At 61.1% G+C, this 23,806-nt stretch carries 29 protein-coding genes; 15 read left to right on the top strand and 14 right to left on the bottom strand.

Features of this window, described 5'->3' with window-relative positions; all coding sequences use genetic code 11:
- Window positions 1–5 precede the first annotated feature (5 nt).
- From EJ074_RS00460 to EJ074_RS00505, 10 genes are all read right to left on the bottom strand, one after another.
- Window positions 6–242 carry a multiubiquitin domain-containing protein gene (locus EJ074_RS00460; RefSeq protein WP_129552532.1) on the bottom strand — a complete coding sequence of 79 codons (237 nt, stop codon included), beginning with the start codon at window positions 240–242 and terminating at the stop codon, window positions 6–8.
- On the bottom strand, window positions 233–772 hold the full coding sequence (locus EJ074_RS00465) for a DUF6527 family protein (RefSeq protein ID WP_129552533.1): 540 nt from the start codon (window positions 770–772) through the stop codon (window positions 233–235). Before EJ074_RS00465 ends, EJ074_RS00460 begins: the two co-directional genes overlap by 10 nt.
- A complete protein-coding gene (locus EJ074_RS00470; protein ID WP_129552534.1) occupies window positions 769–2,097 on the bottom strand; it encodes a ThiF family adenylyltransferase in 1,329 nt (442 codons plus the stop codon). The genes EJ074_RS00465 and EJ074_RS00470 overlap by 4 nt, the downstream gene beginning before the upstream one ends.
- The gene (locus EJ074_RS00475) at window positions 2,094–2,489 is read right to left on the bottom strand and encodes an E2/UBC family protein (RefSeq protein WP_129552535.1); all 396 of its coding nucleotides are present in this window, start codon (window positions 2,487–2,489) and stop codon (window positions 2,094–2,096) included. The genes EJ074_RS00470 and EJ074_RS00475 overlap by 4 nt, the downstream gene beginning before the upstream one ends.
- Complete coding sequence (locus EJ074_RS00480) at window positions 2,486–2,746, bottom strand: hypothetical protein (RefSeq protein WP_129552536.1); 261 nt, start codon at window positions 2,744–2,746, stop codon at window positions 2,486–2,488. The genes EJ074_RS00475 and EJ074_RS00480 overlap by 4 nt, the downstream gene beginning before the upstream one ends.
- A gap of 268 nt (window positions 2,747–3,014) precedes the next feature.
- A complete protein-coding gene (locus EJ074_RS00485) occupies window positions 3,015–3,686 on the bottom strand; it encodes an SMC-Scp complex subunit ScpB (protein ID WP_129552537.1) in 672 nt (223 codons plus the stop codon).
- 2 nt (window positions 3,687–3,688) lie between these two features.
- The gene (locus EJ074_RS00490; protein WP_129552538.1) at window positions 3,689–4,645 is read right to left on the bottom strand and encodes a DUF1403 family protein; all 957 of its coding nucleotides are present in this window, start codon (window positions 4,643–4,645) and stop codon (window positions 3,689–3,691) included.
- A gap of 37 nt (window positions 4,646–4,682) precedes the next feature.
- Window positions 4,683–4,880 carry a hypothetical protein gene (locus EJ074_RS00495; RefSeq protein WP_129552539.1) on the bottom strand — a complete coding sequence of 66 codons (198 nt, stop codon included), beginning with the start codon at window positions 4,878–4,880 and terminating at the stop codon, window positions 4,683–4,685.
- Window positions 4,881–4,890: 10 nt separating this feature from the next.
- A complete protein-coding gene (locus tag EJ074_RS00500; RefSeq protein ID WP_127228077.1) occupies window positions 4,891–5,418 on the bottom strand; it encodes a GNAT family N-acetyltransferase in 528 nt (175 codons plus the stop codon).
- Window positions 5,415–5,693 (bottom strand): DUF1778 domain-containing protein, encoded by a 279-nt coding sequence (locus EJ074_RS00505; protein ID WP_129552540.1) that lies wholly within the window; start codon window positions 5,691–5,693, stop codon window positions 5,415–5,417. Before EJ074_RS00505 ends, EJ074_RS00500 begins: the two co-directional genes overlap by 4 nt.
- Window positions 5,694–5,791: 98 nt before the next feature.
- Between EJ074_RS00505 and EJ074_RS00510 the strand changes: the two genes are divergently transcribed.
- Window positions 5,792–6,907: a site-specific integrase gene (locus EJ074_RS00510; RefSeq protein ID WP_245454769.1), complete on the top strand. Its 1,116-nt coding sequence runs from the start codon at window positions 5,792–5,794 to the stop codon at window positions 6,905–6,907.
- A 17-nt stretch (window positions 6,908–6,924) separates the two neighbouring features.
- On the opposite strand, the gene EJ074_RS00515 is transcribed toward EJ074_RS00510, so the two are convergent.
- The 4 genes from EJ074_RS00515 to repA form a co-directional block, all read right to left on the bottom strand.
- On the bottom strand, window positions 6,925–7,260 hold the full coding sequence (locus EJ074_RS00515; protein ID WP_245454770.1) for a helix-turn-helix domain-containing protein: 336 nt from the start codon (window positions 7,258–7,260) through the stop codon (window positions 6,925–6,927).
- 214 nt (window positions 7,261–7,474) lie between these two features.
- Entirely contained in the window at window positions 7,475–8,803 is a 1,329-nt protein-coding gene (repC, locus tag EJ074_RS00520; protein WP_129552543.1) for a plasmid replication protein RepC, read from the bottom strand.
- 160 nt (window positions 8,804–8,963) lie between these two features.
- Complete coding sequence (repB, locus tag EJ074_RS00525) at window positions 8,964–9,959, bottom strand: plasmid partitioning protein RepB (RefSeq protein WP_129552544.1); 996 nt, start codon at window positions 9,957–9,959, stop codon at window positions 8,964–8,966.
- Window positions 9,960–10,030: 71 nt separating this feature from the next.
- The gene (gene repA / locus EJ074_RS00530) at window positions 10,031–11,218 is read right to left on the bottom strand and encodes a plasmid partitioning protein RepA (RefSeq protein WP_129552545.1); all 1,188 of its coding nucleotides are present in this window, start codon (window positions 11,216–11,218) and stop codon (window positions 10,031–10,033) included.
- Between the two features lie 389 nt (window positions 11,219–11,607).
- On the opposite strand from repA, the gene traI reads away from it, so the two are divergent.
- The 14 genes from traI to EJ074_RS00600 all read left to right on the top strand — a co-directional run bounded on the left by traI (window position 11,608) and on the right by EJ074_RS00600 (window position 23,792).
- Complete coding sequence (gene traI / locus EJ074_RS00535; RefSeq protein WP_129553952.1) at window positions 11,608–12,231, top strand: acyl-homoserine-lactone synthase TraI; 624 nt, start codon at window positions 11,608–11,610, stop codon at window positions 12,229–12,231.
- A gap of 10 nt (window positions 12,232–12,241) precedes the next feature.
- Entirely contained in the window at window positions 12,242–13,213 is a 972-nt protein-coding gene (gene trbB, locus EJ074_RS00540) for a P-type conjugative transfer ATPase TrbB (protein WP_129552546.1), read from the top strand.
- On the top strand, window positions 13,203–13,607 hold the full coding sequence (locus EJ074_RS00545; RefSeq protein WP_129552547.1) for a TrbC/VirB2 family protein: 405 nt from the start codon (window positions 13,203–13,205) through the stop codon (window positions 13,605–13,607). Before trbB ends, EJ074_RS00545 begins: the two co-directional genes overlap by 11 nt.
- Window positions 13,600–13,899 carry a conjugal transfer protein TrbD gene (locus tag EJ074_RS00550; protein ID WP_129552548.1) on the top strand — a complete coding sequence of 100 codons (300 nt, stop codon included), beginning with the start codon at window positions 13,600–13,602 and terminating at the stop codon, window positions 13,897–13,899. The genes EJ074_RS00545 and EJ074_RS00550 overlap by 8 nt, the downstream gene beginning before the upstream one ends.
- 9 nt (window positions 13,900–13,908) lie before the next feature.
- Window positions 13,909–16,377 carry a conjugal transfer protein TrbE gene (locus EJ074_RS00555; RefSeq protein WP_129552549.1) on the top strand — a complete coding sequence of 823 codons (2,469 nt, stop codon included), beginning with the start codon at window positions 13,909–13,911 and terminating at the stop codon, window positions 16,375–16,377.
- 31 nt (window positions 16,378–16,408) lie between these two features.
- Window positions 16,409–17,158, top strand: coding sequence for a P-type conjugative transfer protein TrbJ (gene trbJ, locus EJ074_RS00560; RefSeq protein WP_245454890.1), 750 nt, complete (start codon window positions 16,409–16,411; stop codon window positions 17,156–17,158).
- Complete coding sequence (trbK, locus tag EJ074_RS00565; RefSeq protein WP_129552551.1) at window positions 17,155–17,370, top strand: entry exclusion protein TrbK; 216 nt, start codon at window positions 17,155–17,157, stop codon at window positions 17,368–17,370. The genes trbJ and trbK overlap by 4 nt, the downstream gene beginning before the upstream one ends.
- The gene (trbL, locus tag EJ074_RS00570) at window positions 17,364–18,560 is read left to right on the top strand and encodes a P-type conjugative transfer protein TrbL (RefSeq protein WP_129552552.1); all 1,197 of its coding nucleotides are present in this window, start codon (window positions 17,364–17,366) and stop codon (window positions 18,558–18,560) included. The genes trbK and trbL overlap by 7 nt, the downstream gene beginning before the upstream one ends.
- Before the next feature lie 17 nt (window positions 18,561–18,577).
- Window positions 18,578–19,240: a conjugal transfer protein TrbF gene (locus EJ074_RS00575; protein WP_129552553.1), complete on the top strand. Its 663-nt coding sequence runs from the start codon at window positions 18,578–18,580 to the stop codon at window positions 19,238–19,240.
- 16 nt (window positions 19,241–19,256) lie between these two features.
- A complete protein-coding gene (gene trbG / locus EJ074_RS00580) occupies window positions 19,257–20,102 on the top strand; it encodes a P-type conjugative transfer protein TrbG (protein ID WP_245454771.1) in 846 nt (281 codons plus the stop codon).
- Window positions 20,102–20,554 (top strand): conjugal transfer protein TrbH, encoded by a 453-nt coding sequence (trbH, locus tag EJ074_RS00585; protein WP_129552554.1) that lies wholly within the window; start codon window positions 20,102–20,104, stop codon window positions 20,552–20,554. Before trbG ends, trbH begins: the two co-directional genes overlap by 1 nt.
- Before the next feature lie 10 nt (window positions 20,555–20,564).
- Complete coding sequence (gene trbI / locus EJ074_RS00590; RefSeq protein WP_129552555.1) at window positions 20,565–21,881, top strand: IncP-type conjugal transfer protein TrbI; 1,317 nt, start codon at window positions 20,565–20,567, stop codon at window positions 21,879–21,881.
- Between the two features lie 135 nt (window positions 21,882–22,016).
- Window positions 22,017–22,613, top strand: a complete 597-nt coding sequence (locus EJ074_RS30515; RefSeq protein ID WP_129552556.1) for a cold-shock protein — start codon at window positions 22,017–22,019, stop codon at window positions 22,611–22,613.
- A 270-nt stretch (window positions 22,614–22,883) separates the two neighbouring features.
- Window positions 22,884–23,792: a nucleotidyltransferase and HEPN domain-containing protein gene (locus EJ074_RS00600; protein ID WP_127228136.1), complete on the top strand. Its 909-nt coding sequence runs from the start codon at window positions 22,884–22,886 to the stop codon at window positions 23,790–23,792.
- Window positions 23,793–23,806 lie beyond the last annotated feature (14 nt).

The raw sequence follows: 23,806 nt of genomic DNA on the forward strand, positions 1-23,806 counted from the left end.
CAGCTTCACCCGAACGACGTCTGCGGGCGACTGAAGATATGGATGACGTCAGAAGAGAGTTCGACACGCTCATCAGGCGCAAGCACGCGGTCGGCCCCGCCACTCACCTCCAAGATCAGGTCATCATCTGGCGACAGGTTCGCTAGCGTGCGGATCTGCAATTGCGAAAGCTCGGGAAGAGCGACCTCAAAAATCCGCCCGTTGATCACGACGGTACGTTTCGGAGGCTCACTCACTCCCATTCAAGGCGCCCTTCGCTCGGCTGAGCACCGGCACAGTAGAGAACAAAATCCTTCTGGATCGCCTTGCCGCTGGAGGTCAGAACACGACACGCCCACGCGACATCCCATGGATTTTCATCAAGCGCCTCCGCCACTTGCTCATAGTGCACAAAAAGCCCCGAATTTTCTTTCAAATACCCAAGAACGCGGTTTGCAAGGTCCTGATCCGCCGGATCTGGCCCCTCACGCCAATCGCACCAAAGAATCTGGTCGCGCCAGACTATGAAATGCGCACGACATCCGCTATCGCGCCAGACCGATGGATATACAGTGAGGTTGCCGTGACGACGATCCAGTCGCCAGGCCTTGCCGGACCGGCGGTCAAGATTGATCGTCAGCACATCGCCACACCCGTCCGGGCAGGCCATAACCAACGCCCGCTCAACGCCGCGTCGATCGACGACGACGTCTCCGGGTTTCTCCAAAAGACTCTGCGCTCTATTATGTCCCTCAGCTTCGCCGAGTAGCCTCAATTTGCGGGCGCGCGTCATTCCGGTCGGCCAGGCAATGGAGCCTTATCACCCACCCCCAGGGTCGAATCCGGACCACAGAACGGGCAGTCAGGGTTCGCCGTTACCGCCAGCGCATTCATGCGGCCGCGCACGGCATCATACGCAAGATATCGCGGACGCGAAGGGATACCAGCGACTGCCGATAGAAACATGGTGATTGCCAACGAAGCGGTCGTGCCATTGAGGCTGATGACGGCCGGTTGTTCAACGCCGGTTCCATTTTCAAAATAGGGATCAGCCGTACGCTGCTCTTCCGTCATGAGTTCCTCGCGAATGCGATGCGCATTCAAATGGTTGGAGCACCATAGGCAAGGCAGATTTGGTGCCAGCATTTGCACATGAGAGCCGATCGTAGTTTGATCCCCCGAGGCGCCGATGGCAACGCCGAGGTCAATGGCCGGAATGAGATACTGGTAGGCAAGCTGATTTATTGTGTGGCGGCTGGCGTGCGTGTCAGTGCAGCAAAATATGAAATCGGTACGCGAAAGCCGTCGCGCCACCGACCGCGTCGTGACATCACCAGCAATGGCCACAACGTTCGCGTCTGAGCGGATATGCCTTATCATACGTTCAGCAACGGCTACCTTTGCCTGCCCCACATCCGCTGGCGTCGCTCCAACCACTCGGTTCAGATTGCTGATTTCTATTTCGTCAGGATCAATGAGCAGAAATCTTTGAATGCCCAGATGAGCCAGTTGCTGGGCTACAATCGAGCCGGTGCCACCAAGTCCGACAATGCCGACCTGCAAGGCGGCGATGCGTTGCTGACCATCTTTCCCAAAGGCCCGAATCTGACGATCGAAAATGTGGGTGTCGGGTTGCTGGGAATCTTCAGTCGCCGCGACAATGTCTGCGCCAATCTCAATCACGCGCACCGGCTGGGTCGAGCCGAGTACGCGGCAGCGCGCCGGAGCATCCTTTGGAAAGAGGAGCGCTATATGGGGCACACTCGGGCATCGCCAATTTAGATATTCGGCGAGCTTGGCCTCTGTCGCATCATCTTGGAAGGAAAAGTCTGGATGCCCAGCCGTCGGGTGCGTATGGGCATAGACCAGAGAAAGCCCACTTTGCTTTGCTGCCTTCTCGATCGGCAGGCAAAATTTCGGATCCAGGCTGATCCGCACCGCCGACCGTTCCAGATAGTCCTGATCAGATGCGATAAAGGCTTTTTTGACTAGGATCCGCGCCTGGCTACCCTCCATGACAGGTTCGCATAACAGGATCGCCGCGCTCTCCAGCGTCGGGTTATCAAGCGCTGTACGCAGGTCAGATAAAGCCGGTGCTGCGAAGGCAAGCGAAATCATACAACCTTCCGGAGCCTGTCGAGAATGATCGAAACATATGTGGCGAGTTTGTCACGCGCCGGATTCCATTGCTTTTGGGCATCCGCCACGTGCCATGAGAACCACAAGGCTTCAATTGGTGTTTCAGAAATCGTCTGCATCTGCGCTGCTTGGGGTATGGCGCCGCTGGCCAGTCGCAGGTTGCCCTCGACCCAGAAGCAATCTGGGCACGGGCCGGGATATCCAACCGGAATCACAAACCAGATCGTTGTCTCAGCAAGCGACCAGCCCTCCGGGAGCGGGACATTCGGCAGCGTGACCAGGATCGCCGTAGAAGGCAGCTCCTGGTAAGCTGCATCCGGAAATCGCTCCCTTACCCGTTCGATCTCCTTGAGAGTGATCGGGGAAATCAAGCGCGGCCGCCGAAATTAGTCGGTGGGCGCGAAAAGAATTGCTTGGGGCCGCCATGCTTGTGGGAGAGGTCGACTGACTGGTCATCGCTTATGACCTGATCGGCGTCGTTCCCACGACCCTCGAGCACGAGATCCTGACTAGGGTCGAAAGCCGGCACCAACGTCTTTATCGCAGCCTTGATCTGCGCGCCGGTCATGAATTCCTGGTCGGAATCGACTTTGGTGTCGCCGTAGCGAAATTCGTATTTGCCTGACATGGAGCCCTCAAAACAGAATAACATCGATGTAGGAAGCGATTTGATAGCGTGCAAGTTGTTTGCGGGTGAGCCTCAGCCAGATGGCCGAAAACAACGCAGATTTACAAAGTAGTGCAGGGCCGGAAGTCGTCGCATAGCGGCCTAGACAACCCAAAAGTCCGCATTCCGCTGATTGGGGCGTTAACCGAACCAGCCACGGGTAGTCACGCTCGCGGAGTCCGTACCGATCAGCCCCCGCTCATAGCACCTGGTCCACAAGAAAATCGCTCTAGCCGTCCTCGTGAGCCAACCCAGCAGGAATACCGCCGGCCAAAAGCATCTCCTTCGACAGCAGCCCCGCGTCCTCGAGCGCCTCGAAATCCGGCAGCTGGCGCAGCGTGTCGAGCCCGAACTGCGAAAGAAAGTTTTTGGTCGTCACATAGGTGTAAGGCGCGCCTGGCTGCGGGCTGCGCGGCCCCGAGGCGATTAGATCCTGCGCGCGCAGCACGCCGATCAGATCACGCGACACCTCCTTGCCGAAGAAGGAAGAAAGCTCACGACGCGTGATCGGCTGGAAATAGGCGATGCACATCAAGACGAGCGCCTCCGACTGCGTCAGCTCTTTTGCCCCCTGCCCCGCCGGCGTGCCGAAGGCGGCGTGGATGACGTCGCCAAAAACCTTTTTGGTCCGGTGCTGCCAGCCGCCGGCGACCGCGACCAGTTCGTAGGGGCGGCCGGCGAGCTCGGCGCGGATGTCGTCGATGACGAGGTCGAGATTGCAGTTTCTTCCCACCACCCGCGCCAGCACCTCGCGCGGTACAGGCTCGCTGGCCGCAAAGATCACCGCTTTGACGCGGCCCATCCACTCGCACCAGCGCAGTTCTGGCGGCAGGTGCTCGAGCTCGGTGTCAAGCAACGCCGGCTGCTCGTCAGGCTTGCGACGGACGGAGGCTTGGCTCATCGCTACAGCCCAAACAGCCGGAAGGTCGGACGGCCCGACAGCTCGCGCACGGCCTCGAGGTGCTGAAGGCGCTCGAACAGCCGTCGCGCCGCAAAGCGCGACAGGTTCTTTGTCACAAGCGATCCGGCCACGGCATCTTCATTCAGGAGCAAAAAGATTACGTCGCCGGCGCCCTTGGCGCGCAGTTTTGGCCCCACCGCAAGCAGCTTTTCCGCGCGGCGCGACAACTCGCTGGCCAGGCGGCAAGCATCGGCCACCGCGTGCACCAGCGTGACGCAGACCGCGCGCTCAAAACCTTCTTCGCCCGGTCGGATGCGCCTGCCGCCACCGACTTCGGCGCGGAAGGCCGGGCCAAAGACCTGTCCCATGAGGAGCGGCAGCGGCCGCGGCCAGCGCAGGCTTTGCGCCAGCACCAAGTCGGCGAGCCACCAAGCGAACAACTCGGCATCGGGGCGCATGGCGACGACGCGGGCAGCGATCGCGGCCGCGGCGAATGGCGCTGGCCGCAGCGCCGCCGCCAGATTTTCGATGTGCCTGCAGAGGTCGGCGAGCGTCGCGCGGTCCCAATGAAGCCCGAGCTGCTCGACCATCCTTTCGAGCCGCTCGGGAGTGGCAACGGGCGGCTGCACGGCCAACTGCCGCCAGGCGCCAAAAATGGTGCCGGCCGGACCCGGATCGGCGCCGGCCGGGCAAAGCTGCCAGGCATCGCGCAAGGCGGCTTCATCCTCGGCGCGGCCGGCAAGCCGCATCGAGGCGGCGGCGCATTTGAGCGCCAGCCGCTGGCGCCAGGCGCCTGCCCAGGCGGGCTGCGCCCGGGCCAGCGTGTCGAGCGAAGCCAGCGCGGCGCCGGCCTGGAAGGCGGCGTCGGCGTCGCTGGGCGCACCGCCGGCAGCGAACGCCCAGACCGGAACGATCGGCGGCGGGGCGGGACTGGCGGTCGCGGGATCGAGGCGAATCATGCTTTCGAGGGTAAAGCGGCCGTGCGCTTTCCACCATCTATTTCGCGCCAAAACGCACAGCCTGTCGAAGCAACAAAACGAATGATAATGTTGCCTTATCGTTCGTTTTGGTCTTTATAGAGGAAATGGCCGTTTTCAGCGAGCTGAAGCCCGAAAATAGCGCCGCGCGCGCCTCCGGACCGTCCCACAGCACGGGGGCGGATGACGATGTTTCGGCCGCGCGGCTGTCGGCCAACGGCGCGTCCTCAGAGGTGCCCGCTGGCCTTCAAGGTTTCGGCAAAAGTCTTGAGCGGAACGACAAGCGTCATTGGACGGTCATTCAGCGGCTCGGCGCCATAGCTCGCGTACCAGCTCGCGGCCCGACTGCTTTTGGCGTCGATGATCATCAGCACACCGCCGACTTCCTCAGTAACGCGGATGCAGCGCAGCGCGGCGGCGAGCAGAAGCTGACCACCAAGCCCCCTGCCCGCCACCGATTTGTCGACAGCAAGCCGCGCCAGCAGAAAGCCCGGCACATCGTGTCGCGCCAGACCCTTCGTCATCGGGGGAGGAACCGCGTGGTGTTCGACCGAGGCCGGAGCCAGACTGTAGAAGCCAAGGATTTTTTCCGGTGCATCGTCGGGAACCGCACAGAACGACTTCACCGCGTTCTGCTCATGCCCTTGCCGCGCGAACCGCTGCAGGAAGGCATTCATCTCGACATCGCCACAGTCAAAGGCTTTCCGGTCGTGCGACCGGGCGATCGCCTCCTCATGCCAGGGCGGAAGGCTCACAGGGTCTTCGGAAGCGCGGCCGCCGCTGCACGCAACTTCGCGTTCGGCTTCGGAGGATTGTCCAGAAGCTCAAGGATGCGGCTAAAATCCCGCTCGGATACCTTTATGGTGTCAGCTTCGGCGATTACGGTTTCGGCTTCGCGCAGCGCGGACTGGGTGACGAAGCTGGTGAGATCGGTATGGCGAAGCGCTGCGGCGCGCAACAGGCGCGCCTTCACCTCCGGCTTTACCCGGATGTTCATCCGATCAGTATCATCAAGGGCTGCCCGGGCCATCGCTTGGATTCCCACGTTACTTGAACAGCATAGATACATCTGCCGGATCGCGATTGCAACTACGTACGCATTGAATGTGTACAGAATGGAGGCGTCTCATGAGTCCTGACGAGGACGACCTTCCCGACATCATCGATATGGTTGTCGAGATGGGGCGCGCAGAAGAAGAGCCACCGGCAGTCCCCTCCCCTCCCCTTCCAGCAGCGACGCGTGTCATCGAGCGCCTTCCCAGCCATCTGGAGGACCTCGCCGGCCGCGCACGCGACTATGTCGAGGCGGCGAGCTCGGCCAACACACAGCGGGCCTATGCATCGGACTGGAAGCATTTTTCCAGCTGGTGCCGGCGGCAAGGCGTCGAGATGTTTCCGCCCGATCCGCAAGTCGTCGGGCTCTACATCACGGCTCAAGCCTCGGGCACGGCGACCGGCGACAAGAAGCCGAGCTCGGTGTCGACGATCGAACGCCGGCTCTCCTCGCTGGCCTGGAATTACGCCCAGCGCGGCCAGCCGCTGGACCGCAAGGACCGCCACATAGCAACCGTGATGGCCGGCATTCGCAACAGACACGCAGCCCCGCCTCGGCAGAAGGAGGCGATCCTGCCGGAGGATCTGATCGCCATGCTGGAAACACTCGACCGCGGAAGCTTACGCGGCTTGCGCGACCGCGCCATGCTGCTCATCGGCTTTGCCGGCGCTCTTCGTCGCTCCGAGATCGTGGCGCTGGATGTCGGCCGCGACCAGACCGAAGATGGCCGCGGCTGGATCGAGATCCTGGAGAAGGGCCTCCTGATAACCCTACGCGGCAAGACGGGCTGGCGGGAGGTCGAGGTCGGGCGCGGCTCGTCTGACGCGACCTGCCCGGTCGTGACGCTGGAGACCTGGCTCAAACTCGGGCGCATCGCCCACGGTCCTCTATTTCGCCGCGTCACGGGTCACGGCAAGGCGGTCGGCGCCGAGCGGCTCAACGACCAGGAGGTCGCCCGCCTGGTCAAACGCACCGCGCTGGCAGCCGGTGTGCGCGGCGATCTGCCCGAGGGCGAACGCGGAATGATGTTTGCCGGCCATTCGCTGCGAGCAGGCCTGGCGTCCTCGGCCGAGGTCGACGAACGCTATGTCCAGAAGCAACTCGGCCACACGAGCGCGGAAATGACCCGCAAATACCAGCGGAGGCGCGATCGTTTCCGGGTCAATCTCACCAAGGCGTCGGGATTGTAGAAAGCCCCCTCCCCTGCTCAGTGCGATGCACCGGCAGGTTCTTTGGCCGTCTCCCTCTCAGACGACAGGGCTCGCAACACGGCCTCAGGCTCTTTCTCCATGATGCGAAGCAAGGTACGCGCGGCCCCGCTCGGCTGCCTTTTCCCCTGCTCCCATTTCTTGTAGCCGGACGGGCTGGTTCCCAGCACGGCTGCCATCTCATCCTGGGTCAGGCCTAGCCTCTTGCGGATCGCTTTTGCATCCACAGCGCTAACTTCCACACTGTGCACCTTGATGCCGGGAACGTCCTTGCCTTGCGCGTGAGCCAAAGCTTCCGACATCGCCTGGATCAGATCGGCGCCGAACTTCGTCATTTCGCTCATCCTCATTAAACAGCTCAGCTGCCGGCTTCATGAACAATGGTGTCTCGACAACTGTCTGCATCAGTCCATATAACCCAATGGGTTACCAACTTGAGCAGGGAGGGCGAAAGTCAATGACAGACTGTCCCCTGACGTATCAATCGTGCGCCGATCCATGCCGGCACAGCCACGCTTGGCGATACAGGGCGAAATGATCGGGACATGGCTACCAGCCCTTTTTCTTCATGCTGTCGCGCAGTGCATCGCTGATATCCAGCGAGCTGCCCACGGCATTCAACCCTATCGGAGGTTCCTCGGCCCCTTTCCCGGCAGCAGCCTTCTCAAGCGCCCCGACCCTGGCATTGAGCAACGCGGTGATCATTGGCCACACCGAGAATTTCTGCGCCCGCGCTTTCTCCGTGAGATCCCGCAGGTAGCCGCCGCAACTGCGGATATGTTCAGCCCGTTGCAGGATCGCAGCCAGAGTAATCGACGCATTTTGTGAGCCCATGACCTCTACCGCCTCCTGCCAGGCGCCTGGGCTGACCCCGATAGTGGGCCGCGCCCTGCCCGCAGCCGCGGCAAAGTCTCGCCAGGTCCGGATTTGCGTCCCCTTCGTGTAGTTGGCGATGTCAGGGCAGGCGCTCAGCACCATTCCCAAGGGCGCATCCCGTTGTGGCAGGCTGCGCACGTTGTCGTTATGCTCGGCGTCGCGGCCGGCTTCATCCTTATTTCCTGAGCTGTTTTCAGATTCACCGGTAGGATTATAATCTGGGCTTGAATTCTGTATGTGGCGCCCAGAATGGGACTCATTGGCGTCCGGATTCTGCGATTTTACGAACAATTCCAACGTCTGATGCACGTCGACCCAGAGGTCTTCGAGATCGGACGCTATGCCCTCCAAGACCTGCCTTGGGGCAGTGCGTGGCAGCCGGGCAATAATAGCTTCATAGCGGCGCAGGAACCCTCGCCAATCACCCGAAACACTCTCGTTGACGCCGGCATCGATCAGCTTGACCACGTCGCGCCGGCAGATCGTCAGCCTCTCCTTGACCAGGCGGAACGCCTTGCGCTCGGCCGCGACAGCGCTCGCGAGCTCGCGGAACTCCTCGGCGCGCGCCAGGATCGGCGACAGATCAAAGCCGTAGGCCTGCTCAATCGCACCGCCCTGCCCTCTGCGGGCAAATCGTTTGCCATTCGGGCTATCGCGGCGGATGACCAAGCCGCAATCCACCAGCACGGCGATATGGCGCCTGAGCGTGGTCGGTGGCATGCCGTTGGCGCGGCGGATGAGTTGCTCATTCGACGGGAAGACGATGAGATTGCCCTCCCCAGTCAGTTCCTCGTCGCGATGGAACGTCAGCAAGGCGTTGAGCACCGCCAGGGCGCGATCAGTTGCCCCAAGGGCTTCCTTGGCCTCGCGAATGTCGCGGAAGACTTGCCATTTTGAGACCTTGGCGTCCTGTTTGACGTTCCTGGCCGTTGCCTGGCTTGAAATCAGGCCAAGCGTCATCGGCCGCCGCCCAAAGGGCGTCGTTGCAATATGCGTCCCCATCTTCCTTCACCTATCGCTAGGCAAAAGAATTAGGCCCGCCGAAAACGGCGTTTGCCCCTCACGGGACTCTTGACTGTGATTCCGGGAAATGCGATTCTCTAGGTGTTCAATCTTGAGAAGGGCTTCCGGAACTCGTTTCGGGGGCCTTTTTCCTTTGCGGTTACGGTTCCTCTCTCGGTTGCGTCGAATCCCGTCGAAACGCCTCATAAAGACGATCAAGGTTCTCCGACAAATAGTCGCCAAACGCACGCGCTTCCGAACTCTTGGCCCTGATCGCCAAGGTGAAGCGTTTTGCGTCAGTTGTTATGTCAGCCGAAAGGGAGCCTCCCTTCGGCGTCCAGCTGCGCTTTTGCGGGCCAGACTGGGTACGTTTTCGAAAGGAGGCTGATTTCAGCCGCCGCACGAGAAGATCAAAGCGAGCATCGCTCGAAAGAACCGCAAAGCCGTCCTCGTTGACCACCTCTGAAGCCACATCGTGGTTCGATGGCTTGTCCATGAGCAGCTTGAGCTCATACCAGCGATCGCGACCAATACCTTTGGCCTCGCCAATCGCATCGAGAATGTCAGCGGGGAGGGCTGCCACGGACAGCATCTTCGACAGTGTCGTGCGGTCGATCGAAAGCGCCTTGAGGATGGTCGCGTTGTCCTCGTCGTAGCGGAGCCGTGCCAGATCCGCGGCAAAGAGCGCGCGTTCAACGAACGGCACGTTAGCGCGAGCCGAGTTCTCTTGCCCGAGCGTGAGGACATGCTCACGATCTTCCATCTGCTTGATGACGGCTCGTACCTTTCGGCCAAGCGCCTTGGCGACCTGAACGCGCCGGTGTCCAAACACAACCATGTAACGGCCGGTTGCTTTTGGATGCGGTCTGACCAGGATAGGGGAGTTCTGGCCGTTCTCGCGTATTGCCTCGAGGAGCTCGCTGAACTCCTGCTCGTTGTCGGCACGCCTGTCGCGTACGAAGGAGACATCGACGACGTCAGGCTCGAGCTCGACAATGGTCTCTCCCGATGCGAGCTTATCCGCGCGCGACGCCATTTCGTCCAGCGTGCTTAGAATCGATCGAGATGCGCCCCTCGCCGCATATTCGACCACCGAGCGCTCGACAGGTCTCTCGTCGCTGTCCAGAATGTTAGCGAAAGGGTTTTTACGAGCCATCGCGCGGTCTCAAATATCTCTTATGCTATTGAAAACACCGTAACTTTTGACTGTTTTGACGGCAGTCAACATCACAGCCGGCCCCAAGCCTTGTGAACCAGGCCCTGGATTTCGAAATTCACCGCGTCCAATGCTTCAATCGCACGGTCGTAGGTGTCGCGATTGAAGTTCGCACGCTCGACCTCGTACAGCGTCTGCTTCGTCAAGCCGGCATCGGAAATTGCCGTCGACTTGACCATTGGATTCTTCAGAATTTCCTCCGCCAGGATGGATTGCATGAATCCCAGCATCTGCGTCTGAGGGACGTCGGTCGGCTCAAAGCGAGTGATCAGATAGCGGAGCCAATCGATCTTTACTGGCGCACCTTTCTCGCGGATGGAGGCGACGAAATTGCCCAGCATGAGTAGGAACTGGCTCATCGACATCAGGTCCAGCATCTGAGGATGGACCGTTACGAGGACCGAAGTAGATGCGGTGAGCGCTGTCAGAGTGAGGAAGCCGAGTTGGGGTGGGCAGTCGATGACAACAACATCGAACCGGTCATCCACTTCTTCTAATGACCGCCCAAGCCGGCTGTAAAATCTCTTGCCTTCATTCGAAGTCTGCATGGAGAGGGGAGTGTCGAACTCGTATTCCTGCAATTCGAGATTGGCTGGAATGATCTCGAGCAGGGGAAAATTCGTGGGCAGTATCACGTCCGCAATGGATCGACGCCTCTCGTCATACCGGATTGCATCATAGAGCGACGGATTGCCGTCGAGTTCCGGCTGAAACCCGTGCAATGCCGACAGGGACGCCTGCGGATCGAGGTCGATCGCCAAAACCCGGTGCCCGGTAAGCGCGAGATGCTGCGCCAGATGAGCAGCCGTTGTGGTCTTTCCAGAGCCGCCTTTGAAGTTCACAACTGCGATGACTTGAAGCTTCTCTCCGGGCTTCCGGGAAGGAACATACTTCTTGGCGTCAGAGCGGCCGTTCTTGTCTAGATAGTGCCGCAGCTCGATCGTCTGCTCGGCGGTATAGAAGCGTCTCCCGCCAGCCGCTATGAGTGGCTCGGGGCCTTTCCCTTCGAGGTGGAGACGCTTGAGATTGTTCGGGCTGATCCCGAGGTAATGTGCGACCTCCGACATAGGGAAGCGGCGAAGTGTCTTTTTGGCGTTCGGCGGAAACTTCTCCAGTCGCAGTTGGTCGAGCTTACGGGAGATCTCGGCGCCTTGCGCCAGGATCTTCTCGTCAAATTCGAAAGGTGGAAGCGCACTCATTCTGACCGGCTCCGGGAAGAAAATAGCGCCAGAATGCGGTGATCCGGCCAATTTGGCGCCAGTATGTCCGATTCCCCTCTCGTGGCAAGGAGAATAGAGTTAACAAGTAGTTAACGCCAGATCCATAAGTTGCCGATCAGGCAGACTCGGAACCCAAATTTGACACATAGATTCAAGCGCTTAAGCTCTTCCTTGTGTTCTCCAACCCTCAGCCGGGACCCCCGTTAAATCTCGGAGGTAAACCGCCGGAAATTCCGCGGCCACTACCAGCTTCAGGCCCGTCAGCCCCTCCGTAGACCCGACTCAGGGACTGTAGAATTCTACAGCTCCAGCAGCGTGGCCATCTGTGATTGATGAAGCTCATCGCAATCAGTGAGGGGCTTCGGCGAATGCTGGCACGCGCAATACGCAATGGCTCGGGGAAGAGAGACCGAGAACTCATCGATGCCTATTGTCGACTGCGAGCGGTCATATTTGCTGACCGACTGGAGTGGAACGTGCATGTCCGCAACAACCGAGAAACCGACGAGTTTGACCTGCTCGATCCGACTTACATCGTGGTGACATCGGACGACGGCGCCATCATAGGGGGTGCGCGCCTGCTTCCCGCACTTGGGGACACAATGCTGGAGCGGACGTTTCCGCAATTGCTCGCGGTCGGCCGTCTCAATGCGCATGCCAGATTGATCGAAAGCTCGCGTTTCTGTGTCGACACCACATCCAGCGAGGGCAGGGGAGGGCCGCTGCATCAGGCAACGCTCACCATGTTCGCGGCCATCATCGAATGGTCGATGCTGAACGGATATACGGAGATCGCCACCGCGACAGATCTCAGGTTCGAACGGATCCTCAATCGCGCCGGCTGGCCGATGAAGCGGCTCGGAATGCCCTGCCGCATCGGCAACACGATCGCCATCGCCGGGATACTTCCGGCTAACCGGGCGAGTTTTATGCAGGTTTGTCCGCCAGGCTACAGGTCGGCGTTTCAGACTGCGCGGCGGCAGGCAGCTTGAGAGGCCATCGGTGCCCAATCTTCGATCGCACTCGCGGCTTGTCCGCAAGCTTCAGGACGCCCTGGGCGACCATCTATGCCTGGCGCTCGATGACGCCACGGTTGTCGAGATCATGCTGAACCCGGACGGGAAACTGTTCATCGAGCGGCTCGGCCACGGCGTTGCCCCCGCCGGGGAGATGACGCCAGCGGCCGCAGAGATCGTCATCGGAAGCGTAGCACACGCTCTCCAGTCCGAAGCAGATGACGACCAACCAATTATCTCCGGCGAGTTGCCGATCGGCGGGCATCGCTTCGAGGGGCTGTTGCCGCCAATCGTGTCGGCGCCGGCCTTCACAATTCGCCGGCGCGCATCCCGGCTTATCCCGCTCGACGATTATGTGACGAAGCGGGTCATGACCGAAAAGCAGGCGTCCGTTCTTCGCAACGCGATCGCGTCTCGCCTGAACATCGTCATCTCCGGCGGCACGGGATCGGGAAAGACGACGCTCGCCAACGCCGTCATCGCCGAGGTCGTCCAGCATTCGCCCGACGACCGGGTCGTCGTCCTCGAGGATACGACGGAGATCCAGTGCGCGGCCGAGAACGCCGTCTCACTCCATACGAGCGACACGGTAGATATGGCGCGTCTGCTCAAAAGCACGATGCGTCTGCGCCCCGACCGGATCATCGTCGGTGAGGTTCGTGATGGCGCAGCACTCACACTCCTGAAAGCCTGGAACACCGGCCATCCCGGCGGCGTCACGACCGTTCATTCCAATACGGCGATGTCTGCGCTCAGGCGCCTTGAGCAGCTGATCTCGGAGGCCAGCCAACAGTCGATGCGAGAGGTTATCGGTGAAGCCGTCGATCTCATTGTCTCGATCGAAAGGACCGGACGAGGGCGGCGCGTCCGCGAGATCATTCACGTCGAGGGGTTCGACGGCTCCCGATACCAGACCGAACATTACGCCCAGCCTGACGAGGACAGCCATGCAGCGTGACCGCCGATCTCTCCTGACCAGTGGGCTTCTGGTCCTGACCGCGCTTGCGCTCGCGAGTCCGGCGCTGGCCTCGTCGGGTGGCGGCGGGTTGCCGTGGGAGGCGCCGCTTCAGCAGATCCAGCAATCGATCACCGGGCCCGTGGCCGGCTTCATCGCGCTCGCCGCCGTCGCGATCGCCGGCGGCATGCTCATCTTCGGCGGCGAACTCAACGATTTCGCCAGACGGCTCTGCTACATCGCCCTCGTCGGAGGCGTGCTGCTTGGCGCCACGCAGATCGTGGGCCTTTTCGGCGCAACCGGCGCAACGATTGGTGAGGAACCGCGACCCTCTAAAACCATCGACGACAGCATGATCGCAGACCTCGCCCGCAGGGGGAGGGCGCGCAATGAGTGACCCCAGCTCCAGCCTGGTGCGCTCCCGCGTCCATCGCGCGCTGTCTCGCCCGAACCTTTTGATGGGTGCCGATCGCGAGCTGGTGTTGCTCACGGGTCTCACGGCCGTGATCCTGATCTTCGTCGTGCTCACCTGGTATGCGGCCCTCTTCGGCATCGCCACCTGGCTCGTGGCGGTGGCAGCACTTCGCATGATGGCAAGGTCTGACCCGCTGATGCGCCGGGTCTATCTTCGCCACATCTCCTTCAGACCTTGCTACCGGGCGACCTCGACGCCATGGCGACGGTACTGAGGTCCGCTCATGGTCGCATTGAAGCAATTCAGGGTATCTAGTCCCTCCTTTGCCGATCTTGTTCCCTATGCGGGCTTGGTCGACAACGGGGTGATGCTGCTCAAGGACGGCTCGCTCATGGCCGGCTGGTACTTCGCTGGGCCGGACAGCGAGAGCTCGACCGATGCCGAGCGCAACGAAATCAGCCGGCAGATCAACGCGATCCTTTCGAAGCTGGGCTCGGGGTGGATGATCCAGGTCGAGGCCGTCCGCGTGCCGACGACCGACTATCCATCAGAGGAAGCCTGCCATTTTCCCGATCCGGTGACGCGCGCCATCGATGCTGAGCGACGGGCCCATTTCGAACGGGAGAGGGGGCATTTCGAAAGTCGGCATGCGCTTATCCTCACCTGGCGCCCGCCTGAACCCCGTCGATCAGCTCTGACTCGCTATGTCTACTCGGACACTGCGAGCCGCTCCGCCACCTACGCGGATACGATCCTCGACAGGTTCCGGACGTCGACCCGCGAAGTCGAGCAGTATCTCGCGAATGTCGTCTCAATCCGTCGGATGGTGACACGGGAGATCGAGGAGCGCAGCGGCCATCGCGTGGCGCACTACGACGAGATGTTCCAGTTCATCCGCTTCTGCATCACCGGCGAGAACCATCCGGTCCGGTTGCCGGACATTCCGATGTATCTCGACTGGCTGGTCACGGCCGAACTTCAGCACGGTCTGACGCCAAAGGTGGAGAATCGCTTTCTCGGTGTCGTCGCTATCGACGGTCTGCCAGCCGAAAGCTGGCCCGGTATCCTGAATGCGCTGGATCTGATGCCGATCACCTATCGCTGGTCGAGCCGTTTCGTCTTCCTCGATGAGCAGGAAGCGCGTGTCAAGCTGGAGCGCACGCGAAAGAAGTGGCAACAGAAGGTTCGCCCGTTCTTTGACCAGCTTTTCCAGACGCAGAGCCGGTCGCTCGACCAGGACGCAATGTCGATGGTGGCCGAGAGCGAGGACGCCATTGCCGAGGCCGCTTCGCAGCTCGTCGCCTATGGATACTACACCCCAGTCATCGTGCTCTTCGACGACGGGAATGAGCGGCTTCAGGAGAAATGCGAGGCGGTCCGGCGCCTCATCCAGGCGGAAGGTTTTGGGGCGCGGATCGAGACGCTCAATGCGACCGATGCCTTTCTCGGCAGTCTGCCGGGGGTGTCTTACGCGAACATCCGCGAGCCCCTGATCAACACCCGTAACCTTGCCGACCTAGTGCCGCTGAACTCCGTCTGGTCGGGAAACCCTTTGGCGCCGTGCCCGTTCTATCCGCCGGGTTCGCCGCCGCTCTGCCAGGTCGCCAGCGGCTCGACGCCATTCCGGTTGAACCTGCATGTCGACGACGTCGGCCACACACTTGTCTTCGGTCCGACCGGCTCGGGCAAATCGACGCTGCTTTCGCTGATCGCGGCCCAATTCCGGCGCTATGCAGACGCGCAGCTCTTCGCCTTCGACAAGGGTCGCTCGATGCTGCCGCTGACCTTGGCCATCGGTGGGGATCACTACGAGATCGGTGGCGACGCGGCCGGAGAAGGGGAGGGGAGATCGCCTGGTCTCGCCTTCTGTCCGCTCGCGGAGCTGGCGACGGAGGGCGATCGCGCCTGGGCGTGCGAGTGGATCGAAGCGCTGGTCACGCTGCAGGGCCTGCCCGTGATCCCGGATCATCGCAAAGCGATCTCGCGGCAGATCGGCCTAATGGCGGAGTCGCGCGGCCGCTCCCTGTCGGATTTCGTGAGCGGTGTGCAGATGCGCGAGATCAAGGACGCGCTGCATCACTACACGGTCGATGGGCCAATGGGACAACTCCTCGACGCGGAGAAAGACGGTCTCGCGCTTGGCGCTTTCCAATGCTTCGAGGTCGAAGAGCTCATGAACATGGGCGAGCGCAATCTCGTTCCGGTGCTCACCTATCTGTTCCGCAGGGTCGAGAAGCGCCTGACGGGCAATCCGAGCCTCATCGTTCTTGATGAGGCGTGGCTCATGTTGGGTCATCCGATCTTTCGCGACAAGATCCGGGAATGGCTGAAGGTGCTGCGTAAGGCCAATTGCGCCGTCGTGCTCGCCACGCAGTCGATATCGGACGCCGAACGCTCCGGTATCATCGACGTCCTGAAGGAGAGCTGCCCCACAAAAATCTGCCTGCCGAATGGGGCAGCGCGTGAGCCCGGCACGCGGGAGTTCTACGAGCGGATTGGCTTCAATGAGCGCCAGATCGAGATCGTCGCGAGAGCGCTGCCCAAGCGCGAATATTACGTCGCCTCGCCGGATGGCCGTCGGCTGTTCGACATGGCGCTCGGTCCGGTCACACTCTCCTTCGTCGGGGCGTCGGGCAAGGAAGACCTCAAGCGCATCCGCGCCCTTCAAATCGAATATGGGGCCGACTGGCCCCGTCACTGGCTCCAGCAGAGGGGGATAGCCCATGCCAACTCGCTTTTCCCGGCGGCTTGAGGCGGCGCGCGGCGCCGTCATCGCCGTGTCAATGCTGTCCTTCGCCGCTCCTCATTTGGCTCTCGCCGGCGGCGTAACCGGACAGGCAACCGAATGGACGCAGCTCGCCAACAACGCCGAACTCGTCAAGCTCCTCGAGAGCTCAGGCGTGCAAGTCGAAAACCAGGTCAAGCAGATCGCTCAGCTCGCCGAGCAGATCCAAAATCAGCTGAACATCTATCAGAACATGCTCCAGAACACGGCGCAGTTGCCCAATCACATTTGGGGTCAGGTCGAAAACGACCTCAACCGCCTGCAGGGCATCGTTGCGCAGGGGAACGGCGTCGCCTTCTCAATGGGCAATATCGACGACGTGCTGAAGCAGCGCTTCCAGAGCTTCGCCGACATGAAAACCAACCTGCCAAACGGAGAGGCCTTCTCATCCACCTATCAAAGCTGGTCCGACACCAATCGCGACACGATCGGCGGCACGCTGAAGGCAGCGAACCTGACGGCCGAGCAGTTTTCCAGCGAGGAGTCGACCATGGCTTCCCTCCGCTCAATGTCCGAGAGCGCCGACGGCCAGATGAAGGCGTTGCAGGTCGGGCATCAGATCGCGGCGCAGGAAGTCGCGCAGCTCCGGAAACTGCGCGGTCTCGTCTCGCAACAGATGACCATGATGGGCACCTGGTACCAGTCCGAGCAGGCGCAAAAGGACGTCGCCCAGGCCCGCCGCGAAAAGTTCTTCAACGCACCGGCGAACGACATTCGCGGCGGCCAGACGATGGAGCCCCGCTGGTGAGCCTCAAAGTCGCCGTCGTGATTGCGACACTTATCGCTCTCGTCGGAGGAGGGATTACCGTCTGGGTCTTTGTCCAGCCGGGCACCTCACCCGCCGGCCCTCTTGCCGCTCCCGATTCCGACGCAGAGCGCGCCAAGCGCCGCGAGAAGTTCTTTGGCGGCGATAGGGATCGCGACATCCGCAGCGGACAGGAGATGAAGCCGAGATGGTGAGTCTCAAACGCGCTTGTGCGCTCGAAACGACCTTCGTTGTCGTTGCGATCCTGCTGATCGCGAGCTCGCCGGCGTTCGCCCAGCAGGGCCAGGTCCTGACCACGCTGGAGAACCAGGTCGTCACGGCCACTAAGGGCTGGGAATCGACGATCATGGATGCCGCGCGCTCCCTGTTCTGGATCCTCGCCGGCATCGAGATCGGGATAGCGGCGGTGTGGCTAGCGATCAATGCCGCCTCGCTCGACGCTTGGTTCGCTGAACTGGTGCGCCGTATCATGTTCATCGGCTTGTTCGCCTTCATCCTCGATCGAGGTCCGTCATTGGCCAAAGCGATCGTGGACAGCCTCTTTCAGATCGGCGCCGACGGCGGTTCGGCCTCGCCCGCCAATATCTTCGACGCCGGCATCCATGTCGCCTCGAAAATGTCCGAACAGGCGAAGTTCGGGCTCTGGGAGGACAACGCGCTGGCAATCGCCGCGGTCTTCGCCATGGTGGTGATCGTCGTCGCTTTCAGCCTCGTTGCCGCGATCTTCGTTGCAGTCATGGTGGAGATGTATATCGGACTACTCGCCGGCATGATCATGCTCGGCCTCGGAGGATCCTCCTACACCAAGGATTTCGCCGTTCGGTACCTCGTCTATGCGTTCTCGGTCGGCATGAAGCTGATGGCGCTTGTCATGATCGCCAAGATCGGCTCCGATATTCTTCTCGGACTGGCCGAAGCGCCGACGGCCGAATCCGACCAGTTCATCACCACGCTCGCCATCGCCGGCATCTCCGTGGTGGTGTTCGTCATCGCTATGTATGTGCCGCCGATCATTCAGGGCGTTGTCCAGGGCGCATCGGTCTCGGGTGGCATGGAAGCGATCCGCCACGGCGGGCAGACAGCGACCTTCGCCGCCGGCGGTGCCTTTCTTGGCGCAAGCGCTGCGAGGACCGGCGCTCAGGCGGCAAGTGCGGCGAGGGCAGGGGGCTCGTCTATGGCGGGTGCCGCGCTCCGTGGCATGGCGTCAGGGATCGGAAATGCCGGATGGGCGGCAGGATCGGCAGCCAAGGAAAAGGCAATCGCTTCCCCCGGCGCCTATGCCGGCTCGCTGCTCGGCCTCGCCAACGCCAAGCTCGACCACTCGCGCAGCCCCGGCATATCGGCGAAGCTTCCGACGCCTCCGCCCCTCAACGAGAACAAGTAATCGAGAACTGGTGAAGCATGGCCGGACGCACCCCGCCCGACAATCCCTATCTTGCTGCGCGCAATGAGTGGAACGAGCGTTACGGCTCCTACGTGAAGGCCGCCTCGGCCTGGCGCATCGTCGGCATCACCGGCATGGCAATGGCCGTCGTCGGTTTCACCTACTCGATCTACCAAAGCACGCAGGTCAAGCTGGTCCCTTATATTGTCGAGGTCGACAAGCTCGGCACCGCCGTCAACGCGGGCTTTCCGCAACCGATCGAATATGCGGACCCGCGGGTTGTGCGGGCCACGCTCGGCGGCTTCGTCTCAAACTTCCGGTCGGTGACGCCGGATGCGGTCGTGCAAAAGCAGTACATCGACCGCACCTATGCGCTGCTGCGCACCTCCGACCCGGCTACGGAGAAAGTCAACGCCTGGTTCCGCTCGAACTCCCCGTTCGAAAAGGCCAAGAACGCCACGATCGCGGTTGAGGTAAACAACGTCGTCGCGCTCTCGAACCAGAGCTATCAGATCGATTGGACCGAGTTCGAGCGCGACCGCCGCGGCCGAGAGACGGCCGTGCGCCGGTTTCGCGCCATCGCCACCGTCACGCTGACGCCACCTCAGGACGAAGGCGTGATCCGCCTCAATCCGATCGGACTTTATCTCAGCGATTTCGACTGGACCGCGCAGCTTTGAAAGGCCCCTCCTGGCTATGATCTCCCCGACCGTCAAATACGGAGCCGTGCCCATCTCGGTGTTCGTGTCCGTGTTCACCGCCGCATCCTCCATCCCGACCGCTTCTTTTGCCGATGGCGTCTCGGCCAATGAGGCGAAGGGCATCGGGATCTCGAGCCAGTGGCGCGGCAGCCGCGGGCTCGTGACCAAGGGCGCCGACGGAAAGGTCATCTTCCTCTACGGCGAGGTCCAGCCATCCGTGGTCTGCTCGCCGCTCCAGGTTTGCGACATCGAGCTTCAGCAGGGCGAGGTCGTGCGTGACGTCCTCGTCGGCGACACCGTTCGCTGGAAGGTTGAGCCGGCGACGTCGGGCGCTGCCGGCGGCCAGTCCATCCATCTGGTCGTCAAGCCTTCCGAGCCGGACCTGGTGACGTCGATGATCGTCACGACCTCGCGGCGGACCTATCACTTCCAGCTCAAATCGCACCAGACCCAGTACATGGCGCGCGTCGGCTTCGAATATCCGGAGGATGTTTCGGAAAAACTCGCCGACATCAATGCGCGCATCGAGGCAAGCACGATCCCCGGTGCCGGTGTGCCGGCCGAACAGCTCAATTTCTCTTATTCTATCTCGGGCAACGCCGGCTGGCGGCCGACCCGCGTCTATTCGGACGGGCAAAAGACCTACATCCAATTCCCGCGCTCACTCTCCGGACAGGACGCGCCAGTTCTCTTCGTGATCTCGGGCGGGCAGAACAGGATCGTCAACTACAGAATGAAGGGCGACATGATGGTGGTCGACTATCATGTCGACCGCGCGGTTCTCGTCTCCGGCGTCGGCTGGCGTCAGGAAAAGGTGACGATCCGGCGGGGAGGGCGGTGATGGCAGCTTCCCCCTTCCGCGCCCTCGTCGCTGCCGCAGTCCTCGCCTCCTTACTTTCCGGATGTCAATCAGTCGGAACCGACGGTCTTGGCGCAAGCGATGCTCCGGCCGAGATTTCTGGACCGGCTGCAAGCGCGATCGCCGGCGACATGGTGAGTCGGCTGGCCGAACACGTGGGGCCGGGGAAGGCGACGGTCGTGCTCAAACAGGACAATTCGCCCTTCGGAGAGGCGCTTCAATCTGCCCTGCGCGGCTGGGGCTACGCTGTCGTCACGGATCAGAAGACCGGCAAGGAAACAAGGACTGTCCCGCTCACCTATCAGATCGTGCCCTATGACGGCCAGGTTCTCGCGCGCCTGTCGACGGATCAAGTTGAACTCGGTCGTGCGTACGTCACGTCTCCTGGCAGCGCGCAGCCCTCCAGCGCGCTCTCGGTCATGAAGCGAAGCTAGGAGGTACAGTATGGTCCAATCCCTCAAGCTGGGCGGCACCCCGGAGGCGGAGCAGGGCTCCGGTTTGAGGCGACTCAACCGGCTGCCGGTCATCGTCGTCATCCTGCTCGTAGTCGCCTTCCTCGCCGTCATTCTCTACGGGCTGACCTCGCGCGGGCTGTACTTTCGGAAGGATCCCGGCATCGGCGAAACATCCGGCAATCCGGCATCCACCTTCGCCGACCAGATCAAGCGCGGAGTCTCGGACGGGATCATCGGGGAGCCGCAGCAAACCACTTACCAACCCACGCCTGTCGAGAACAAGCCGACCCGGACGGAACCCGACATCATGCCGTCGCAGCCGTCGCATCAGGAGGAGCCTGGCAGGGCGCAAGAACTGGAACCCGAAGAAATCTGGCGAGCCCGCCTGGATCGAGAGCAGAAAGAGCAGTATCTGCGCGAACGTCACCGCCAGCGGATGGGCCGATTGCAGGCCAATGACGCAGCCTATGACGCGCCGATCGCCATCGATCAGGGCAAGCTGGGACGGGAAAGCGAGCCCGGCTCGCGGGTCACTCAAGGCGCCGGTCCGGGCTCTTCCAATGCATCAGCGATCGGGTCGACGTCTGATCTCTATGCGGCGGCCTTGCGCGCCGGGCTTGGCGACGCCAACGTCGATCCCAATGGCCAGCGTAGCAAGGAGGACTTTTTCAACACGGATCTGAAGGAGCTCGGGTACCTTCCAAGCCGTGTGGTTCCGCAGCAATCTCCCTATGAGCTGAAGCGGGGGTCTGTTATCCCAGCGACGCTCATTACCGGCATCAACTCGGATCTGCCTGGCCGCATCACCGCACAGGTCTCCCAGAACGTCTACGATAGTGCCACGGGTCACCATCTCCTTATACCGCAGGGGACAAAGCTCCTCGGCCGCTATGACAGCAAGGTATCATTCGGGCAGAGCCGCGTTCTCGTAGTCTGGACCGACATCATCTTCCCGAATGGAGCGACGCTCCAGATCGGCGGAATGGCGGGAACCGACGCCCAAGGCTATGGCGGGTTTCGTGACAAGGTCGATCGCAAGTGGCTCCAGACCTTCGGATCGGCAATCCTGATCGCGGTGATCGGGACCGGCATCGACATGGCCGTTCCGGAGAGTTCGACGCTCGCGGCGCAGGACACGGCATCCGACGCGGCGCGGCGGAATTTTGCGGAAACGTTCGGCCGTGTCGCCGACCGGACGATCCAGCGGAACATGGACGTGCAGCCGACACTGGAAATCAGACCGGGCTACAAGTTCAACGTTCTCGTCGACCAGGACATCGTATTTCCGCGGTTGCACTCCAGATAGTTTCGACTTGGGACGGTTACGCATGATTGCCGATTTTGTCGAAATGCGGGAATTGCAGTTTGACTCAAGCGCTATGTCCTAGACAGTGATACTGCCGGCCGGCTCGGCGTACGCACCGGATCAATTGAGAAGACCATGAGCAAATATAGAGACCATCGCGATCAAGGGCGGCGTCGAGATTATGGCGAAGACAGTCGATCTTCCGATCGAACGTCGGAACCCAGCTATTTTCAGCGTCGGCCCGTGGTAGCTGCTGATCCTACGACCGCTGAGGTGGTCTGGTTCAACGCCAACAAGGGCTTCGGCTTCGTGAAGCTCGCTGACGGTGCTGAGGCCTACCTGCACATACGAGTTCTGGAGGCCGCGGGGAGCGGAGGCGTCTCCGATGGAACTCGCCTGAAAGTTACGATTGAAGAAACTCCAAGAGGACGGCAGGTGGCGCAGGTGCTGGAGGTTGGCGAGGCCGTCTCCAAGCCTTCTGTCCATAGCGGGCGCGCCGGAGCGCCCTCCGGAAGCGGTTCGGGGACGACAAGCGAGGGAATGGTGAAGTGGTACAATCCAGATAAGGGTTTTGGCTTCATCGCGCCCTCTGATGGCGGTAGGGACATTTTTGTTCATGCGACCGCGCTGGCCCGCTCGGGGCTCGGCGGACTTGCGGAAGGGCAAAAGGTTCTCTTTGAAAGCGGGCAGGGCAAGAAGGGTCTTGAGGTTCAGACCATTCGCCTCCCCTAGATTATACTGTGGTTCTTGGTCGCCGAAGTTTTCCTTCGCTTACCGGCCGAGCGACCGAGGCAGCATAGTTTCCGAGTAGCCTTGCTGTCCGAACGTGGGAAATTCTTGCTATTGCAATGGGAAAAATTGCGAGACAAAACCAAGCAGGCATTGTCGCGACGCGAAGCTCGGCACCGCATCCGTTGGCGCCTTCCGTTGACTGCCTAGCGATGGCAGAATCCATGCAGCCGACCTTGTGACGTTTGATCCGGATTGCAACGCCTACCGATGATGAAGACCAGCATTGATCATCTGCCGGAGAAAAAGCAGCGCGAGCTTGCCCGGATCATGGAACTCATCCATGAAGAATTCGACGACGCCATTGCAGATGGCACGACCGAATTCAAGAAGAAGGGCCGGATCCTCAAGATGATCTTGTTCGGCTCCTACGCACGTGGAGACTGGGTCGACGAGCCGCATACTATGAAAGGCTACCGATCGGACTACGACCTGCTGATAGTCGTCAACAATCGCAAGCTCGCCGATTTCGCTTACTGGTACAAGGCAAAGGACCGCCTTATTCGCGACCAGACTGTGGAAACGCCGACAAACTTCATCGTGCATTCGCGCCGTGAGGTGAATACGGCGCTGCGCGAAGGGCAGTACTTCTTCACTGACATCCGTCGCGATGGTATCGTGCTTTATGAGCTTGACGAGGAGCCGTTGGCCGAACCCCGGCCGCTCACTCCCAAGGAAGCATACGAAACTGCCAGAGAGCACTTCGAGAACAGATTTCCGGGAGCTCGCAATTTCCACAAACTGTTTGCCACTGCCCTTGAGGGTAGAATGTGGAAGGAGGCCGCATTCCTTTTGCATCAAGCCCTTGAGCATGGTTATGCGACGCTGCTGCTCGTCCTGACCAATTACAGCCCGCCCTCGCACAAGCTGTCATTCCTGAGTGCTTTGGCGGAAGATCAGGACCGGCGACTCGCCGAAGTCTGGCCGCGCGACCAGCAGCGGTACCGCGCATGGTTCAATACGTTGAACGAGGCCTATGTCAAAGCACGATACTCAAAGCATTACGACATCAGCGAAGAAGCGCTTGGTTGGCTCGGTGAGCGCACTGCGGAATTGCAGAGGCTGGTCGAAGAAATCTGCCGTGGCCACCTGCGGCGGTTGAAGGAAGCCGTGGTCGGCTGACGCCCTTGCCTCGA

The sequence above is a fragment of the Mesorhizobium sp. M3A.F.Ca.ET.080.04.2.1 genome (genome assembly GCF_003952525.1).
Lineage (GTDB): Bacteria > Pseudomonadota > Alphaproteobacteria > Rhizobiales > Rhizobiaceae > Mesorhizobium.